At 70.9% G+C, this 16,476-nt stretch carries 14 protein-coding genes and 1 pseudogene; 9 read left to right on the top strand and 6 right to left on the bottom strand.

Annotated features, from left to right (window positions below; genetic code table 11):
• Together ACZ6CV_RS25535 and ACZ6CV_RS25530 are read left to right on the top strand one after the other, a co-directional pair.
• Positions 1–709, top strand: a 709-nt coding sequence (locus ACZ6CV_RS25535; RefSeq protein ID WP_469253015.1) for a hypothetical protein, incomplete at its 5' end; no start/stop codon positions are given.
• A gap of 107 nt (positions 710–816) precedes the next feature.
• Positions 817–1,662: a slipin family protein gene (locus ACZ6CV_RS25530; RefSeq protein WP_469253014.1), complete on the top strand. Its 846-nt coding sequence runs from the start codon at positions 817–819 to the stop codon at positions 1,660–1,662.
• Here the strand turns inward: ACZ6CV_RS25530 and ACZ6CV_RS25525 are convergent.
• A complete protein-coding gene (locus ACZ6CV_RS25525; protein ID WP_469253013.1) occupies positions 1,570–2,067 on the bottom strand; it encodes a GNAT family N-acetyltransferase in 498 nt (165 codons plus the stop codon). The genes ACZ6CV_RS25530 and ACZ6CV_RS25525 overlap by 93 nt on opposite strands.
• A 9-nt stretch (positions 2,068–2,076) precedes the next feature.
• Complete coding sequence (locus ACZ6CV_RS25520; protein ID WP_469253012.1) at positions 2,077–2,619, bottom strand: ArsR/SmtB family transcription factor; 543 nt, start codon at positions 2,617–2,619, stop codon at positions 2,077–2,079.
• Between the two features lie 59 nt (positions 2,620–2,678).
• On the opposite strand from ACZ6CV_RS25520, the gene ACZ6CV_RS25515 reads away from it, so the two are divergent.
• The 3 genes from ACZ6CV_RS25515 (at position 2,679) to ACZ6CV_RS25505 (ending at position 4,910) form a co-directional block, all read left to right on the top strand.
• Positions 2,679–3,608, top strand: a complete 930-nt coding sequence (locus ACZ6CV_RS25515) for a S41 family peptidase (protein ID WP_469253011.1) — start codon at positions 2,679–2,681, stop codon at positions 3,606–3,608.
• A 29-nt stretch (positions 3,609–3,637) separates the two neighbouring features.
• Positions 3,638–4,081, top strand: coding sequence for a DUF3093 family protein (locus ACZ6CV_RS25510; RefSeq protein ID WP_469253010.1), 444 nt, complete (start codon positions 3,638–3,640; stop codon positions 4,079–4,081).
• A 388-nt stretch (positions 4,082–4,469) separates the two neighbouring features.
• Positions 4,470–4,910 carry a subtilase-type protease inhibitor gene (locus ACZ6CV_RS25505; protein ID WP_469253009.1) on the top strand — a complete coding sequence of 147 codons (441 nt, stop codon included), beginning with the start codon at positions 4,470–4,472 and terminating at the stop codon, positions 4,908–4,910.
• 130 nt (positions 4,911–5,040) lie between these two features.
• Here ACZ6CV_RS25505 and ACZ6CV_RS25500 read toward each other — a convergent pair whose 3' ends face one another.
• Positions 5,041–6,267 (bottom strand): CaiB/BaiF CoA transferase family protein, encoded by a 1,227-nt coding sequence (locus ACZ6CV_RS25500; RefSeq protein WP_469253008.1) that lies wholly within the window; start codon positions 6,265–6,267, stop codon positions 5,041–5,043.
• A 137-nt stretch (positions 6,268–6,404) separates the two neighbouring features.
• Here ACZ6CV_RS25500 and ACZ6CV_RS25495 point away from each other — a divergent pair, with 137 nt between their 5' ends.
• Positions 6,405–6,905, top strand: coding sequence for a GNAT family N-acetyltransferase (locus ACZ6CV_RS25495; protein ID WP_469253007.1), 501 nt, complete (start codon positions 6,405–6,407; stop codon positions 6,903–6,905).
• A gap of 22 nt (positions 6,906–6,927) precedes the next feature.
• Here ACZ6CV_RS25495 and ACZ6CV_RS25490 read toward each other — a convergent pair whose 3' ends face one another.
• Together ACZ6CV_RS25490 and ACZ6CV_RS25485 are read right to left on the bottom strand one after the other, a co-directional pair.
• Positions 6,928–7,803, bottom strand: a complete 876-nt coding sequence (locus ACZ6CV_RS25490; RefSeq protein WP_469253035.1) for a TauD/TfdA dioxygenase family protein — start codon at positions 7,801–7,803, stop codon at positions 6,928–6,930.
• A 249-nt stretch (positions 7,804–8,052) separates the two neighbouring features.
• Positions 8,053–8,904 carry an SAM-dependent methyltransferase gene (locus tag ACZ6CV_RS25485; protein WP_362373152.1) on the bottom strand — a complete coding sequence of 284 codons (852 nt, stop codon included), beginning with the start codon at positions 8,902–8,904 and terminating at the stop codon, positions 8,053–8,055.
• Positions 8,905–9,192: 288 nt separating this feature from the next.
• On the opposite strand from ACZ6CV_RS25485, the gene lpdA reads away from it, so the two are divergent.
• Together lpdA and ACZ6CV_RS25475 are read left to right on the top strand one after the other, a co-directional pair.
• Positions 9,193–10,596, top strand: a complete 1,404-nt coding sequence (gene lpdA, locus ACZ6CV_RS25480) for a dihydrolipoyl dehydrogenase (protein ID WP_469253006.1) — start codon at positions 9,193–9,195, stop codon at positions 10,594–10,596.
• A 131-nt stretch (positions 10,597–10,727) separates the two neighbouring features.
• Positions 10,728–12,906: pseudogene (locus ACZ6CV_RS25475) on the top strand (MMPL family transporter).
• A 207-nt stretch (positions 12,907–13,113) separates the two neighbouring features.
• Here the strand turns inward: ACZ6CV_RS25475 and ACZ6CV_RS25470 are convergent.
• Positions 13,114–14,334, bottom strand: a complete 1,221-nt coding sequence (locus ACZ6CV_RS25470) for an LLM class flavin-dependent oxidoreductase (protein WP_469253005.1) — start codon at positions 14,332–14,334, stop codon at positions 13,114–13,116.
• Between the two features lie 377 nt (positions 14,335–14,711).
• On the opposite strand from ACZ6CV_RS25470, the gene ACZ6CV_RS25465 reads away from it, so the two are divergent.
• The gene (locus ACZ6CV_RS25465) at positions 14,712–16,253 is read left to right on the top strand and encodes an MFS transporter (protein ID WP_469253004.1); all 1,542 of its coding nucleotides are present in this window, start codon (positions 14,712–14,714) and stop codon (positions 16,251–16,253) included.
• The last annotated feature ends 223 nt before the right edge of the window (positions 16,254–16,476 follow it).

Raw genomic sequence — 16,476 nt, 5'->3', positions numbered from 1 at the left:
GCACGCCCAGCCCGTCTTCCGGCGCACACGCGACCTGCGCGCCCAGCAGCCGGGCGACGAGGGCCCCGTCACGGTCCTGGACGTGTGCTGCTCGTACGGCATCAACGCGGCGCTGCTCAACCACGACCTGACCCTCGCCGACCTGTACGCGCACTACACGTCCGAGGAGGCCGCGGCGCTCACCCCGCACGAACTCGTCGAGCGCGACAAGGAGTTCTACGCCTCACGGCGGCGGGCTGACGCCACGCCGGTGATCGGTCTGGACATGGCGGAGAACGCCACCCGGTACGCGCTCGACGCGGGCCTGCTCGACGAGGCGTATGCCGAGAACCTCGAGCGGCACCCGCCCAGCGAGGGGCTGCGCCGCGCGGTCGCCCGCACCGGCCTGATCACGGTCACCGGCGGTATCGGCTACATCTCGCACCGTACGTTCGACGCGCTCCTGAGCTGTGCGCGGGAGCCGGTGTGGGTGAGCGCGTTCGTGCTGCGGACGGTGCCCTACGGGCGCATCGCCGAGACCCTCGCCGCCCACGGGCTCACCACAGTCACCGACATGTCCCGGACCTATCCGCAGCGGCTCTTCACCAGCCCCGAGGAGCGCAGCGACGCCATCCGCCAGGTGATCCTCGCCGGTGAGGATCCCACCGGGTACGAGTCGGAGGGCCGCTATCACACGCGGCTGCACGAGTCGCGGCCGCGCATGGACTGACCGGGCCCGCGCGGGCTGCTCGGCGCTTTTGTGAGGGGCTCGACCGCAGGACATATGTGGGCATATCGTTGAAGCGGTGAACGGCTCGGACCTCAGGGGGTCGTGCCATGGTTCAGGAACTGCTCACCGCGGGCGCCGGGGTCGCCGCCGGCTGCGCGGTGTACGCGATGGCGGCGGCCCGCGTGATCAAGCAGTACGAGCGCGGCGTGGTGTTCCGGCTCGGCCGGCTCTCCGGCGCCGTGCGCGGCCCCGGCCTCACCATGGTCGTGCCGGGCGTCGACCGGCTCCGCAAGGTCAACATGCAGATCGTCACGATGCCGGTGCCCGCCCAGGAGGGCATCACCCGGGACAACGTGACCGTCCGGGTGGACGCCGTCATCTACTTCAAGGTGGTCGACCCCGCCCACGCCGTCGTGGAGGTCGAGGACTACCGGTTCGCGGTCTCGCAGATGGCGCAGACCTCGCTGCGCTCGATCATCGGCAAGAGCGACCTGGACGACCTGCTGTCCAACCGCGAAAAGCTCAACCAGGGCCTGGAGTTGATGATCGACTCCCCGGCCATCGGCTGGGGCGTGCAGATCGACCGGGTCGAGATCAAGGACGTCTCGCTGCCCGAGACGATGAAGCGCTCCATGGCCCGCCAGGCCGAGGCCGACCGCGAACGCCGCGCCCGCGTCATCAACGCCGACGCCGAACTCCAGGCCTCCAAGAAACTCGCCGAGGCCGCCCACGAGATGGCCGAGGAACCGGCCGCGCTCCAACTCCGGCTCCTGCAGACCGTGGTGGCCGTCGCCGCCGAGAAGAACTCCACCCTCGTCCTGCCCTTCCCCGTCGAACTCCTCCGCTTCCTGGAACGGGCGTCAGAGCGTCAGGGCGTAGCCGGTCCCCGGGACCCCGTCCAGCCGGACGTCGCCGACCGGCGCGAAGCCGGTCCGGGTGAGCACGGCGCGTGAGCCCGGGTTGTCGTGCGTCGTGGCGGCGCGCAGCCTCGTCAGGCCGTACGCGGTGACGGCGAGGTCGCAGACCTGCCGAACCGCCCGGGTGGCGAGGCCCCGGCCCGCCGCCTTCTGCGCGATCCGGTAGCCGAGTTCGGCGGCGCCGTCCGCGACGTCGACGAGGTTGACCCGCCCGAGGATCTCGTCGTCCTGCCCCACCAGAACGTGGAAGTAGCAGGCACCTTCGGCCTGTTCGGCGAGGAGGGCGCGGTGCCGGGCGTCGAAGTCCCGGAAGTAGGCGTCCCCCCGGTCGGGGATCGATGCGGCGAAGTAGGCGCGGTTCGCCTCCTCGAAGGCGAGCAGCGCGGACGCGTGGTCGGGGCGGAGGAGCTGGAGCTCGGGCGCGGTGGCGGGTGTGGACATGAGAGCACCTTACGTACGCGTGTCCGCAGCACCCTCCGGCGCTGCCGCCTGCTCGTACAGCGCCACCAGCACGCCGTGCACCGGCTGTTCACCCCCGTCCTCCTCCGCCTCGTCGACCAGCGCGGCCAGGGTCTCGGCGAGGCGGCGCGCCTTTTCGGGGCTCAGGCGTATGTGGCGCAGGGACAGGGTGGGCTGCTCGGACCGCGCCAGTTCCTGCGCCACGGCGCCGAGCATCGCGGCGGTCCCTTCGGCCCGTGGCTCGGCGACGGCCATGCGCCGGGCCACCCGCTGGTAGTACTGCTCGGTGCCGCCCCTGACCTTGCGGGTCTCGGCGACGTGGACCAGTCCGGCGGTGCGCAGGACCTTCAGGTGGTGGGAGACGTTTCCCTTGCCGACGTCCAGGCGCGCCGCCAACTGGCTGATGGTGGCGGGCCGATGGGCCAGCGAGAAGAGCAGGCGCTGGCGCAGGGGGTGGGCCAGGGCGGCGTGCTGCTCGGGTGAGTCGATCTCGATGACCGGGTCGCGCGGGGACTCTTGAGGGTGCTCGGGCATGAACCCAAGTGTCCAATCTTCTTGACGCTTTGGGAAGAGGGCTGCTCTACTCCTCTGCCATGACCACTGCCACACACCCCCTCAGAACCGCCGACATCGTCGACGCGACCGCCCAACTTCTGCTGGACCACTACGTGTTCCCGGAGGTCGCCGCCCAACTGGCCGCCCTGTTGCGGCGCCGACTGGCCGACGGCACGTACGACGTCCGGGACCCCGCCGAACTGGCCCGCCTGGTCACCACGGACCTCCAGTCGCTCAACGGCGACCCGCACCTGCGGCTCAAGCACTACGACGGGCCCGTGCCGGCGGACCAGGGTGCCGCGACGCTGACCATGATGCGCGCGAAGATGGACGCGTCACTGGGCGGCGCGCCCCGGACGGAGTTGCTGGACGGAAACGTCGCGCTCCTCGAACTGGCTCCGGCGCTCTTCCCCTTGGACTGGTGCGCCGAGACGCTGACCGCCGCGCTCACGCTGGTCGCCCCGGCCGAGGCGCTCATCGTCGACCTGCGGGCCAACACCGGTGGGGACCCGGACACGGTCGCGTTCGTCTGCGGGCACCTGCTCGACGAGCGCACGCATCTCAACACCATGTACTGGCGCGACGGTGACCGCCTCGAACAGTCCTGGAGCCCCGCGCACGTGCCGGGACGGCGCTTCGGCGGCACCAAACCGCTCTACGTACTGACCAGCGCAAGCACCTTCTCGGCCGCCGAGGAACTCTCGTACGACCTGCAACAGTTGGGGCGTGCCGTCATCGTCGGGGAGACGACACGCGGTGGGGCCCACCCGTGTGAGGGCTGGACGGTCCATCCGCACCTGGAGGCGACCATCCCGATGGGCAAGGCGGTCAACCCCGTCTCCGGCACCAACTGGGAGGGCACAGGCGTCCGCCCCGACGTACCGTGCGACGCAGCCGATGCGCTCGACCGGGCCCATGCGCTGGCGCGGACGCGGATCGCGCCCCCGCACGAACCCCCCGCTCTGTAGAGGCCGTGCGGGCCTGCCAATATGCGGTCATGCACATCTACGAAGAGCGGCTGAGCGTGCCCCGCTCCTGGTGGGGACTTGTGGCGCTGGGCGGGCTCGGTCTGGGCGTGGGGGCGATGCCCTTCGGGCTCGTCGCCGCGGTGATCGCTGCGGCGATGGGGATCGCGGTGTCCGCCGTGCTGGTGCACCTGCACGGCAGCGTGCGCATCCTCGTCACGCCGGGCCATCTCGTCGTCGGCAAACGCACCATCCCCATCGAGGCGCTGGGCGTGACGGAGATCCTCGACGAGCGGGAGGCCTTCGAGTGGCGCACGGTTCGGGCGAACCCGTACGCGCTGCTGCTCCTGCGCTCCTACGTCCCCACCGCGCTGCGCATCGAGTTGCGCAACGCCTGGGGAGGCGCGCCGTATGTCTATGTGTCGACACGCCAGCCGATGAATCTGGCGGCAGTCCTCGCCTTCACCAGAGGCTGACCGGCGACTGCCTCGCGCAGGAGTTGGGGTAGCGAGGCGATCCGTCACATCTGCCGAGCCGTCAGGAAGGTCCGGCGCCGTTACAAAACGGGCAATGACGGATGGTTCAGCAGCGATTTCCAGTCGATGCAGATCGTCGAAGCGAAAACCAATTTTGCGTTCACGCAGCTCAGCAGATGGTTCTGGGTTATACCAATGGCACTTGTCCACATGGTGGACGCAGGTCGGGGAACCGGTTCCACCGCGCTTGAGCAGCCCGAACGCTCGTACGGACACCGCTCACCGGACCGGCACATCCGGAAATCGACCATCCACATGGCATTCACTCTCCGCACCGGCAAGACTCCTCAGCGCAGTCACCAACCACTCGATCGAAGGAGAGTCCACCATGCGTCGCACCCTCAAGGCCGTGGGAGCGGCCGCCGCGGCGGCCACCTGCGTCCTCGCCGCGACAGCAGGCACCGCGCACGCCGAGGCCCCGCAGACGAAGAGCCTCTACGCGCCGTCCGTCCTGGTGCTCACGGTCGGCCAGGGCGAGGACGCCGACTCCGTCGCGGTGGAGCGCGCCGTGACCCTCACCTGCGCGCCGCGCCCGGCCGGCACCCACCCGGCGGCGGCAGCCGCGTGCGCCGAACTCAGCAAGGTCGGCGGCGAGTTCGCCCAGCTGGTCGGCGGCGCGTCCGACGTGATGTGTACCAAGGAGTGGCGACCGGTCACCGTGACCGTCGCCGGCGTGTGGAACGGCAAGCACGTCAACTGGTCCAAGACCTTCGGGAACCGGTGTGAGATGCAGGCTGGTCTCGGGGAGGGTGTCGCACTCTCCTTCTGAGCGGACCAAGCCCTGAACCACACTCAGGGGAAGTCCCGGTGACCTTTCGTGGGGGAAGGCGGCCGGGACGCGGGGCGGCCCCCGGTGTCGGGTGACACCGGGGGCCGTAGTGTGCGCGCCCGCACTGCCTTCACCCGGCCCCGGACGGCGGGGTGCGCGGGTCCGTGGCGGCCCGCACCACGCCCCGTCCGACCGCCTCGTCGATCGCCGCCTCGTCGAGACCGCCGGAGGCCAGCACCTCGCGCGTGTCCGCGCCCGCGCCGCGCACCTCGGGGCGTACCCGGGCGGGCGTGCGGGACAGGGACACCGGCGACGCGAGCCCGCGGTAGTCGCCCTCCTCCAGCACCAGTCCTCGGTGGCGCACCTGCGGTGCGGTCAGCGCCTCGGCGACATCGTGCACGGGCGAGGCCGGGATGCCCCGGGCCGTGAGCAGGTCGGTGAGCTCCGCGCGAGGCCGCGCGCCGATCGCCTTCTCCAGGAGCGCCCGCAGCTCATGGCGGTGGCGCACGCGGTCCGGGTTGGTGCGAAAGCGCGGGTCCGCGGCCAGCTCCGGCACCGCGAGGACGTCCGTGAGCGCGCCGAACTGCCGGTCGTTGCCGACCGCGACGAAGAGCGGTCCGTCGGCGGCGGTGAACGAGTCGTAGGGGGCGATGCTGGGGTGCGCGGAGCCGGTGCGCCGCGGGACCGTGCCGTCGGCGAGCCACGACGCGGAGTGCGGGTGGAGCAGGCTGATCGCGGTGTCCAGGAGGGTGCAGTCGACGAGTTGGCCGAGGCCGGAGCTTCGGCGTTCGTACAGGGCCAGCAGGATGCCGGAGAAGGCGAGGATGCCGGTGACCTGGTCGACGACCGGGACACCGACCCGCAGCGGCTCTCCGTCCGCTTCGCCGTTCACGCTCATCAGACCGCCGTACGCCTGGAGCACCGCGTCGTAGCCCGGCTGCCCGCCGAGCGGCCCGTCCGTGCCGAAGCCGGTGACGCGGCAGTGGACGAGGGCGGGAAAGCGGCGTCGCAACTCCTCGTCCGCGTAACCCCACTTGGCGAGGGTCCCGGCCTTGAAGTTCTCGACGAGCACATCGGTCTCGCGGAGCAGCGTGTCGAGGATGTCCCGCCCTTCGGGTACGGACAGGTCCACGACGATGTTCTTCTTGCCCCGGTTGAGGTTCCGGTAGTACGCGGACGTGCCCGGCGAGACGAACGGCGGGCCCCAGCCCCGCGTCTCGTCACCGGCCGGCGGCTCCACCTTGATGACGTCGGCGCCGTGGTCGGCGAGGAGTTGTGCGCAGTAGGGCCCGGCGAGCACCCGGGACAGATCGAGCACCCTGAGCCCGGTGAGGGCGCCGGCAGGCGGTTGTGTCATCGGTACGACCTCGGCAGACCCAGCACATGGCGGCGACGGAGTTGTGGATCGACTGAGGCTAAGAGGGCATGATCAACCGGTCAAGAGCCCCCGGGGCCGCGTAGCCGCCGGGGCCGGTCTCCGGGCATGATGCGTCCATGATCCCCACCGAGACGCACACCGCCCGGCTCGACCTCGTACCGCTGGGCGTCGAGCACGCCGAGGAGATGGCGGTCGCCCTCGGCGATCCGGAGCTGCACACCTTCATCGGCGGCGCCCCCGACGACGTCGAGGCCCTGCGTGCCCGCTATCGCCGCATGCTCGCCGGCGCCCCGGACCCCGGTGTCTCCTGGTGCAACTGGGTGCTGCGGCTGCGCGAGGAGGGCCGGCCGTGCCTGGTCGGGACGGTCCAGGCGACCGTCGGCGCGGACGGGGTCGCGGAGATCGCCTGGGTCGTCGGGACGCCGTGGCAGGGCCGGGGTCTCGCGTCGGAGGCGGCGCGTGGCCTGGTCGACTGGCTGGCGGAGCGGGCCGTGCACACGGTCGTCGCGCACGTCCACCCCGACCACGGCGCGTCCGCGGCCGTCGCGCGGTCAGCGGGTCTCACCGCCACCGATGTGGTCCAGGACGGTGAGATCCGCTGGCAGTTGACCCTGTGAGGGCGAGTCGTCACGGGCCCCGCTAGTAGGGCCGGTCCCCCGCGATGGCGACGCGCTCCGCCACCCGGCGGTGCGGGGCGTAGTCGTCGACGGCGTAGTGCTGCGTGGCGCGGTTGTCCCAGAACGCGACGTCGCCCGCCTGCCAGTGGAACCGCACCTGGTACTCCGGCACGTGCGCCTGCCGCACCAGATAGCCGAGGAGGCGGTCGCTCTCCTCGCGCTCCATCCCGACGATGTGCGTGGTGAAGGAGGTGTTGACGAAGAGCATCCGCCGCCCGGTCTCCGGGTGCGTGCGCACCACGGGGTGGGTGACGGGCGGGAAGCGGTCCTGGAGCGGGGCGAGCTTGTCGGGACCGTAGAAGCGGGCGAAGCCGGGGATGAAGTCGTGCACGGCGTGCGCGCCGTCGATGCGCGCCTTCACGGTGTCGGGAAGGTTGTCGTACGCGGCCGCCATGTCCGCCCACATCGTGTCGCCGCCGAACGGCGGCACCTCTCGCAGCTGCAACACGGCGCCCAGCGCGGGCCGTTCGCGGAAGGTGACGTCGGCGTGCCAGACGTTCTCGTACGTGGGGACGGCGCTGCCGCCCTTGTCGAACCGGACGACGTCGTCGGCGGAGCCGCGCGCGAGCAGCGGATTGGTCTCCAGGTCGCCCCAGTTGAGGGCGAACGCGCGCTGCTGCTCCGGGGTGATGTGGGCGCCGCGGAAGAAGAGTACCTTCCACTCCAGCAGGGCCCGGTTCAACTCGTCGCGCAGGGCCGGCGTCAGGGGGCGGGCGAGGTCGACGCCGCGGATCTCGGCGCCGATGAGGCGGCCCTGGGGCACAATGTCGAGGAGCTCGTAGGGGTGTTCCCGCCAGCCTTCGGGCAGCCGGCGCAGGGTACGGCGGCCCTCGTACATGCCGTCGGCGGGGATACGGGCCTCGCGCAGGGCGGCGGTCGCGGGGAAGCGCGGTGTGGCAGTCATGGGTGTGATCCTTGGAGTGCGGGAGCGAACGGGCGGGCTGGTCGGAGCAGGGCTCCGTGCAGCTAGCGGCCCGATCGCTCGCACCCACATCGCCACGGGACGTCGAACGTCCGTGCCGCGGCGGTCAGGTGCTGGATCATGGTCGCCATTGTGGGGCCGTCGGTCCCCCAGGTCAACCGTGCGTCACGGCTTGCGCAGCACTCCGCCGTACTCGTAGATCCCCTTGTTGGCGTCGGTCACACCGAGGTAGGGGACGAGGTCGGGGTCGACCGGCTCCAGGGCGGGCTGGTCGGGGTCGGGCCGCCAGTCGACGAGGTTGACCACGCCGGGGTCCACGGCTTCGAGGCCTTCGAGCAGGACGTCGACCTCGGCGGGCGTGCGGGTCTGCCACGGCACGCCGCCGCCGGCGATGTGCTCGGTCATCTTCGCACCGCGTACCGGGTCCTCGCAGATGACCTGCGAGAAGCCGACGAAACTGCCGGGCGCCGCGCGGTCGATGATGGTGCGCAGGATGCGGCGGGGATCGTCGGCGTCGACGAGGTGGTGCCCGACGGACAGGAAGAGCGTGGCGACCGGCTCGTCGAAGTCGATGAGACGGCGCACGTCGGGGTGGTCCAGGATCGCGTCCTGGTCGCGCATGTCGCCCATGATGACCGTGGTCGAGGAGTCGTCGGCGAGCAGCGCGCGGCCATGGGCGAGGACGATCGGATCGATGTCCACGTAGACGACGCGGGCATCGGGCGCGAAGCGCTGGGCGACCTGGTGGACGTTGTTGTCGGTGGGAAGTCCGCAGCCCATGTCGATGAACTGGCGGATGCCCTGCTCGCGCGTCAGGTGACGCACCGCGCGGTAGAGGAACTGGCGGTTCTGCCGACAGATGTCGACGACCTCGGGAAAGGACGGGACGGTGGAGAGGATGAAGTCGCGGTCCACCTCGTAGTTGTCCTTGCCGCCCAGCATCCAGCCGTAGCCGCGCGCCGAGGTCGGGACGTCGTAGGGGATGGACATCGTCTCGAGCCGGTCGTCACTCTCCACAGCGCGCTCTCCACCTTTCCCGTGGCGTGTACGGAACGTGTTCCTGCCCGCGACACTAGCCGGTGATCCACGTTCGGGTGAACCAACTGTCGAATCTCCAACACACTTGTGGGGAAAGGTGGTTGGCGCGGCGCCATGGGCCCCGCTCGGGTGTGGCGGCCGGTGCGGACTGTGGCGTGTCCCACCCGGCGACCCGGTGGGCCCGCGCATGGCGGATGATCGTGCCAGAGCCATCCGTACCACCGGACTCGTACCACCGGACCCGTACCACCCAGAGAGGACCTCCCCATGGAAGACCGCTTCGACGTCGTCGTGCTCGGAGCAGGACCCGGCGGCTACGTCGCCGCCATCCGCGCCGCCCAGCTGGGCAAGCGAGTGGCAGTCGTCGAGGAGAAGTACTGGGGCGGCGTCTGTCTCAACGTCGGCTGCATCCCGACGAAGGCCCTGCTGCGCAACGCCGAGCTCGCCCACCTCTTCACGCACGAGCAGAAGACGTACGGCATCAAGGTCGACGGCCAGGTCTCCTTCGACTACGGCGAGGCGTTCAGCCGCAGCCGCACGGTCGCGGACGGCCGGGTCAAGGGCGTCCACTTCCTGATGAAGAAGAACGGCATCGCGGAGTTCGACGGCCGGGGCACCTTCCTCGACGCGAACACGCTGCAGGTGGCGAAGTCCGACGGCTCGACCGCCACGATCGGCTTCGAGAACTGCATCATCGCCACCGGCGCCACCCCCCGCCTGCTGCCCGGCACGAGCCGCAGCGAGCGCGTGGTGACGTACGAGGAGCAGATCCTCGCCGACACGCTGCCGCGCTCCATCGTGATCGCCGGCGCGGGCGCGATCGGCATCGAGTTCGCGTACGTCCTGCACAACTACGGCGTGAAGGTCACCATCGTCGAGTTCCTGGACCGGGTCGCCCCGCTGGAGGACGCGGACGTCTCCAAGGAGCTGGCGAAGCAGTACCGCAAGCTCGGCATCGACGTGCTGACCTCCACGCGCGTGGAGTCGATCGACGAGTCGGGCGAGCAGGTCAAGGTCACCGTCACGGGCAAGGACGGCAAGGAGCAGATCCTGGAGGCCGACAAGGTCCTGCAGGCCATCGGTTTCGCGCCGAACGTCGGCGGCTTCGGCCTGGAGGCGACGGGCGTGGCGCTCACCGAGCGCGGCGCCATCGAGGTCGACGGCCGCTGCCGCACCAACGTCCCGCACATCTACGCCATCGGCGACGTCACCGCCAAGCTGATGCTGGCGCACACCGCCGAGGCCATGGGTGTGGTGGCCGCGGAGACCCTCGCGGACGCCGAGACGATGGAACTCGACTACCCGATGATCCCGCGCGCCACGTACTCGCAGCCGCAGATCGCCAGCTTCGGCTGGACGGAGGCGCAGGCCAAGGAGAAGGGCTTCGACGTCAAGGTCGCGAAGTTCCCGTTCCAGGCCAACGGCAAGGCGCACGGCCTCGGTGACACCGTCGGCTTCGTGAAGATCATCAGCGATGACACGCACGGCGAGATCATCGGCGCCCACCTGATCGGCCCTGACGTCACCGAACTGCTGCCCGAGCTCACCCTGGCCCAGCAGTGGGACCTCACCGTCCACGAGGTGGCGCGCAACGTCCACGCCCACCCGACCCTCGGCGAGGCCGTCAAGGAAGCGGTGCACGGCCTGGCCGGGCACATGATCAACTTCTGAGCCGCCCCGGGCGCCCCGCCCGTCCGCGAACGACCGGAAACCGGTGGTTCGAGTGGCGGGGCCGCCCGGTCCGGCCGATCCTTGGCGGAACACGACTGTTGTGCCTCGGGGGCGAGGAGAGGCAGTAGCCGATGTTCTCTGGCCTGGGCCGATTCGTGGTGCGCCGCCCCTGGTGGATCATCCTGGCGTGGGTGGTCGCGGCCGGCGCGGTGATCTCGCTGGCACCGAAGCTGACGTCCAGCAGCGACGAGGCGAGTTTCCTTCCCGACCACTACGAGTCGATCCGCGCCGCCGACGTACAGGAGAAGGACTTCCCCCGGCAGCAGAACATCGGCGCGATCATCGTCTTCCAGCTCCGACGGCGAAGAGCTGACGGCGGCCGACTCCGCCGACGTGCGGCGCGTCTCCGCGGATCTGCAGAAGCAGAAGATCCCCGAGGTGCAGGCCGTCGCGCCGGGGCAGGTATCCCCCAACAAGCTCGTGCAGACGTCGGTCGTCGCGATGCCGAAGATCACCAATCCCGAGGACACCGCACAGCAGGACGCGGTGAAGCGGCTGCGGGCCGATCTGCAGCCGGAGTTGAAGGGCACGGACCTGTCCGCCGGCATCACCGGCTCGGCGGCGCAGGCGCTGGACGAGAGCGACGCGTCGAAGCGGGCGGGCCTGCTCGTCGGGGTCGGCACGATCGTCATCATCGTCGTCCTACTGCTCGTGATCTTCCGCAGCCCCATCATCGCGCTGCTGCCCGTGGTCCTCATCGGCCTGATCTCGCCGATGGCCACCGGTCTGATCGCCTCCGCCAACAAGGCCTTCGGCATGAAGGCGGACTCCTCGATCCAGGAGCTCCTGACCGTCGTGCTGTTCGGCGTCGGCACGGACTACATCCTGTTCCTGCTCTTCCGCTACCGGGAGGCACTGCGCGCGGGCGAGGACGTCAAGGGCGGCATGGTGCACGCCGTCGAGCGGGTCGGCGAGGCCATCACCTCGGCGGCGGGCGCGGTCATCGTCGCCTTCGCCGCGCTGACGCTCTCCTCGCTCGGCATGCTGCAGTCGATGGGCCCGGCCCTGGCCATCGCCGTGTTCGTGACGCTGCTCGCCGGACTCACTCTCGTCCCGGCCGTGGTCTCGCTCCTCGGCACGAAGGTGTTCTGGCCGTCGAAGTCCTGGCAACGGGAGCCGCAGGGCACGGGGTTCGCCAGACTGGGCGCGTCCGTGGCCCGCAGGCCCGCCGTGTGGGCGCTGGTCTCCGCGCTCGTCATGGGCGCGCTCACGCTCGGCGCGCTCGGCTACCGGGCCAACTTCGACCTGGCCGGGTCCTCGCTGCCCAAGGACAAGGAGTCGATGGTCGCCCTGGACGACCTGCAGAAGGGCTTCCCGGCCGGCACCACCGACCCGACCTCCGTGTATCTGACTTCCGCGGCCGACGAGCCGCTGGCCCCGTCCGCGGCCGCCGCCTTCCGCGAGCGGCTCTCCGGCGTCACCGGAGTGGGCGAGGTCGCCGCCGCGAAGCTCAGCCCGGACGGCACGACGGCCTCGTACTCGGTGATCCTCGCGGACCCGCCCGCCTCCGACAAGGCGCTGGCGACCGTCAAGGACCGCCTGCGGCCCACCGCCCACGACGACGCGCCGACCGGCACGCGGGCGCTCGTCGGCGGCACGACGGCCGTGTACGTCGACATCAACAAGGCGGTGGACCGCGACTATTCGGTGGTCTTCCCGGTGGCGGCGCTGGCCATCATGGTCATCCTCGGCCTGCTGCTGCGCAGCCTGGTGGCGCCCTGGTACCTGATGCTGTCCGTCGCACTCGGCTTCGGCGCGACCCTCGGCGCGACGTCGCTGCTCTTCCAGCAGATCGGCAGCCAGCCGGGGCTCATGTTCATGTTGCCGGTGATCATGTACTTGTTCGTCGTCGCACTCGGCACGGACTACAACATCCTCATGGTGTCGCGGCTGCGCGAGGAGGCACGCGAGGGGCGGACTCCGCGCGACGCGGCGGGTACGGCGGTGCGCCACTCCGGGCCGACGATCGGCTCGGCGGGCGTGATCCTCGCCGGTACGTTCGCGACGCTGATGCTCGCGGGCAACTCGACGCTCTCGCAGATGGGCTTCTCGCTCTCCTTCGGCATCGTCATCGCCGCGTTCGTCATGGCGATGGTCTTCACCCCGGCCCTGACGGCCCTGATCGGCCACGCGGCGTGGTGGCCCGGCCATGGCGACGAGAAGCGGGAGGGGGCGGGGACGGGAGGGACCGGCAGTGGGGCGCCAGGCCTGGATGGGGAGCGGTCGGATGGGGCTACGCGGAGTCGGTGAGCGGGGGCGGGGCGGCGGGGTTGGCCGGCGGTCCCTCGGCCGGGCGGGGTGGGGGTTGGCCGGGCTGTGCCGGTCGGCCGGGCCTGGTGGGGGTGAACCGGCTGCCCCGGTCGCCCGAGCGGTGGCATCTCCCCGACCGTCCCCGGTCGAGTCAGTGGGTCGCGCCGGGCCCGCCACCCGGACTCCCCCGCCCAGACGTTCCGCCCGTCACCGTTCCGTCCCCGCACGCTCCGCGGCCAACGCCTCCGTGACCGCCCGGCAACCCACCCTGCGGAACACCGACTCGTTCGCGTCGACCGCGTGCACCCATGCCCGGTGCACCCGGACCGTACGGGCCTCGCCCGCGAGTCCTTCGCGCACGCCCTCCTCCAGGGCCGCCACGAACGCGTCCTCCAGGTGGTCCGCGCCGAGGGGATTGACGAAGGCGTACATGCCTCGCCCCACCCCCGCCCCGGACTCCCGCCGCCGTTCGACGTCGAGGGTGACGCGCGCCCAGCCTCCGCAGCCGGTCTGGCTCCCGGCGGTAGCGGTGGACCGGAGCGGCAGCGCGGAACGCGCCAACTGGGCCGCTTGTGCGGCGAGTTCGTATTGAGCCCGCCAGTCGGCGTCGGGGAGGCGCAGGACGAGCCGGTCCGCCCCCGCCTGCGCGTACGCGACGATCGCCTCGGCGGCCTGGGGCGGTTCGCCGCTGATCAGCAGGGCGGCGGCGCCCTCCGCGTCGACGCCGTAGCGGCTCAGGAGGTGACCGGCCGACGGAGCGTATCGCTCGTCCGTGCCCGTGCGGTGCAGGGCCACGGGGGCCGCCGTGCTCATCGTCGGCTGCGTGACGCCATAGGACGCGGCAGCCAGGGCGTTCAACCGCGGGCGCGCACCGGCGAGATCCGCGGGCGAGGCGAGATCGGGGAACCAGCCCCCGTGATGGGCCGCCCGCCGCAGGGAGGCCTCCGACCCGCCGCCGATCAGGCAGGGCGGCCACGGCACGCGTGACTCAAGCGCGGGCCCGATCCCGCCACCCGCGGCGTAACTCTCCGCGAGCAGACCGCGCAGCCGCTCCAGCCCACGGTCGGTCCGCTCGCCGCGCTCCTCGTCGCCCGCACCGTACACGCCGTACGAGCCACCGGCATCCACCCTCAGCAACACCCGTCCGCCGGAGCGGGATTGAAGGTGCGCGAGCCGCTCGGCGACGTGATCGGCCTCCTCCACGGAAACCGTCGGGACGCCGTAGCCCACCCTGATACGGGTGGTCGCCGTCGCGGCCGCGCTCAGGGCGGTCACCGCGTCCGGCGCCGACACGCGGCCCGCCGGCTCGTCACTCGCCCACACCGACTCGAAGCCCAGCTCCTCGGCACGGCACGCCGCGACCGCGAAGTCCTCGGCCTGCCCCGGCCCGCCCCTCGCCGGAATCGGCAGGAACACCCCAATGTCCATGGCCACGACATTAGTGCAACTTGCCTTTCGGCGAAAAGTGTGAGCACTCGGAAGCATCTCTGACGGCTCATCAGAACTCCCATTGCTCACAACTCGAACGAGAATGCAAGTGAAATCGAGAAATCCCGAAGAAGTCGACGGCCTAGGAAAGAGCCGAAAAAGTCAAGTCCACTGACGGGTATGGATCGATCGCCGAAAACCAGGCACCGACCTGCGGCGATCGAGTGTTAGGGTTTTCTCTCGTCCTCAGAAGGACCGCATTCCCGCGCCCCGCACCAGCGCTTCACCGCGCCCCTCGCACCGGAATGGAAACGCGCCTTCCACTGCCGTTTCCCGTTCCACCGCAAAATGTCCGAGCCTCGTTCTGGAGCCCTTTCATGTCTGCTGACAGCACAGCTGTCGCCCCCTCCGCACCGGTGGACGCCCTCGGTGCCCCGGCCGGCGCCCCACCCGGTGGCCGGCACCTCGGCCTGGCCCTCTTCGTGATCGCCGCGGCCCAGCTGATGGTGGTGCTCGACGGCACCATCACCAACATCGCCCTGCCGAGCATCCAGACCGCACTGCACGTGTCCGACGCGAATCTGGCCTGGATCGTCAACTCCTACGCGTTGGCCTTCGGCGGCCTCCTGCTGCTCGGCGGCCGGGCCGGTGACCTCTTCGGACGCCGGCGGATGTTCCAGGTGGGCATCGCCCTGTTCACCCTGGCCTCGCTGCTCGGCGGACTCGCCCCGAACGAGGGCCTGCTGATCGGCGCCCGCATCCTGCAGGGCGTCGGCGCGGCCGTCGCGGCACCCAGCGCCCTGTCGCTGATCGCCACGACGTTCCCCGAGGGCAAGCCGCGCAACAAGGCGATGGGCGTCTACGCGGCGATGGCCGGCATCGGCGCCACCGTGGGCCTGCTGCTCGGCGGCGTCCTCACCGACGCACTGGACTGGCGATGGGTGTTCTTCGTGAACATCCCCATCGGCCTGGCCGTGCTCGCCGGGACCAGGACATTGGTCGAGGCCGAGCGTCACCAGGGCCGCCTCGACGTCCCCGGCACCATCTCCGGCACCGGCGGCCTGCTCGCCCTGGTCTACGGCATCACCCGCGGCGGTGAGCACGGCTGGACCGACGGTCCGGCCCTGTCCTGCTTCGCGGTCGCCGCCGTCCTGCTCAGCGCCTTCCTCTTCATCCAGGCCCGCACCGCGCACCCGATGATGCCGCTGCGGCTCTTCAGGGACCGCAACCGCTCGGGGTCGTACGCCACGATGCTGTTCATCGGCGCCGGCATGATCGCGACCTTCTACTTCCTCACCCTCTACATGCAGCTGATCCTCGGCTACAGCGCGGTCAAGACCGGCTTCGCCAATCTGCCGTTCAGCCTGGGCATGGGTGTCGCGGCGGCCGCCAGCGCCAAGTTGGTCACCCGGCTCGCACCGCGCGCGATCGCCGGACCCGGTCTGCTGGTGGCGGCCGCGGGCATGTTCTGGTTCGCCACGCTCACCCCCGACTCGTCGTACACCGGCCATCTGATGCCGGCGATGTTCGTGACCGCGCTCGGCCTCGGCATGGGCTTCGTACCGATGACGCTGGGCGCCGTCAGCGGCGTCGACCACCAGGAGACGGGCATCGCCTCCGCGCTCCTCAACACCGCCCAGCAGATCGGCGGCGCCCTGGGACTCGCCGTCCTGGCGACGGTCTCCACCTCGGCGGCCGACGACCGGCTGCCCGACGCCGCCGCCTCGCTCTACCGGGGCGCGGCCACCGGCGACCAGCCGCTGGTGGCCAAGGCGGCCGACGCCCTCACCCACGGCTACACGCTGGCCTTCGTCGGTGCGGGCGTGATGTTCCTGGCGGGACTCCTGGTCACCGGCCTGGCCATCACGGCCGGCAAGCAGGAGGCGGCCGAGGGCGCGGCCCCGGTGCACATCGGGTGAGCCGAGGGGTGCGGGGCACATCGGATGGGCCGAGGGGTGCGGGCGGCCCGCCCTTCCGGGGGCGTGGCGCGTTCCAGCAGGAACGGACCGCCGCCCGTCGATAGGATTTGAGCGTCAGCTCCTCCGCCGCCCTGTCCCGGAAATTCTTTCCCGAGAGCTGTCGAGAACGCGCCGTCCGCTCCGACGTCCCCTGTGAAAGCCGCCCACCAGGGGCGACGGAGCA

This window comes from Streptomyces sp. NPDC041713, assembly GCF_055591085.1.
The sequence above is the reverse complement of the archived record's forward strand: the minus strand, read 5'-3'. Positions and strand labels throughout refer to the sequence as shown.

Bases quoted from the DNA above. Each gene is read 5' to 3' on its own strand.
- ACZ6CV_RS25530 (WP_469253014.1), top strand. From the start codon at position 817: ATGGTTCAGGAACTGCTCACCGCGGGCGCCGGGGTCGCCGCCGGCTGC.
- ACZ6CV_RS25525 (WP_469253013.1), bottom strand. From the start codon at position 2,067: ATGTCCACACCCGCCACCGCGCCCGAGCTCCAGCTCCTCCGCCCCGAC.
- ACZ6CV_RS25520 (WP_469253012.1), bottom strand. From the start codon at position 2,619: ATGCCCGAGCACCCTCAAGAGTCCCCGCGCGACCCGGTCATCGAGATC.
- ACZ6CV_RS25515 (WP_469253011.1), top strand. From the start codon at position 2,679: ATGACCACTGCCACACACCCCCTCAGAACCGCCGACATCGTCGACGCG.
- ACZ6CV_RS25510 (WP_469253010.1), top strand. From the start codon at position 3,638: ATGCACATCTACGAAGAGCGGCTGAGCGTGCCCCGCTCCTGGTGGGGA.
- ACZ6CV_RS25505 (WP_469253009.1), top strand. From the start codon at position 4,470: ATGCGTCGCACCCTCAAGGCCGTGGGAGCGGCCGCCGCGGCGGCCACC.
- ACZ6CV_RS25500 (WP_469253008.1), bottom strand. From the start codon at position 6,267: ATGACACAACCGCCTGCCGGCGCCCTCACCGGGCTCAGGGTGCTCGAT.
- ACZ6CV_RS25495 (WP_469253007.1), top strand. From the start codon at position 6,405: ATGATCCCCACCGAGACGCACACCGCCCGGCTCGACCTCGTACCGCTG.
- ACZ6CV_RS25490 (WP_469253035.1), bottom strand. From the start codon at position 7,803: ATGTACGAGGGCCGCCGTACCCTGCGCCGGCTGCCCGAAGGCTGGCGG.
- lpdA (WP_469253006.1), top strand. From the start codon at position 9,193: ATGGAAGACCGCTTCGACGTCGTCGTGCTCGGAGCAGGACCCGGCGGC.
- ACZ6CV_RS25470 (WP_469253005.1), bottom strand. From the start codon at position 14,334: ATGGACATTGGGGTGTTCCTGCCGATTCCGGCGAGGGGCGGGCCGGGG.
- ACZ6CV_RS25465 (WP_469253004.1), top strand. From the start codon at position 14,712: ATGTCTGCTGACAGCACAGCTGTCGCCCCCTCCGCACCGGTGGACGCC.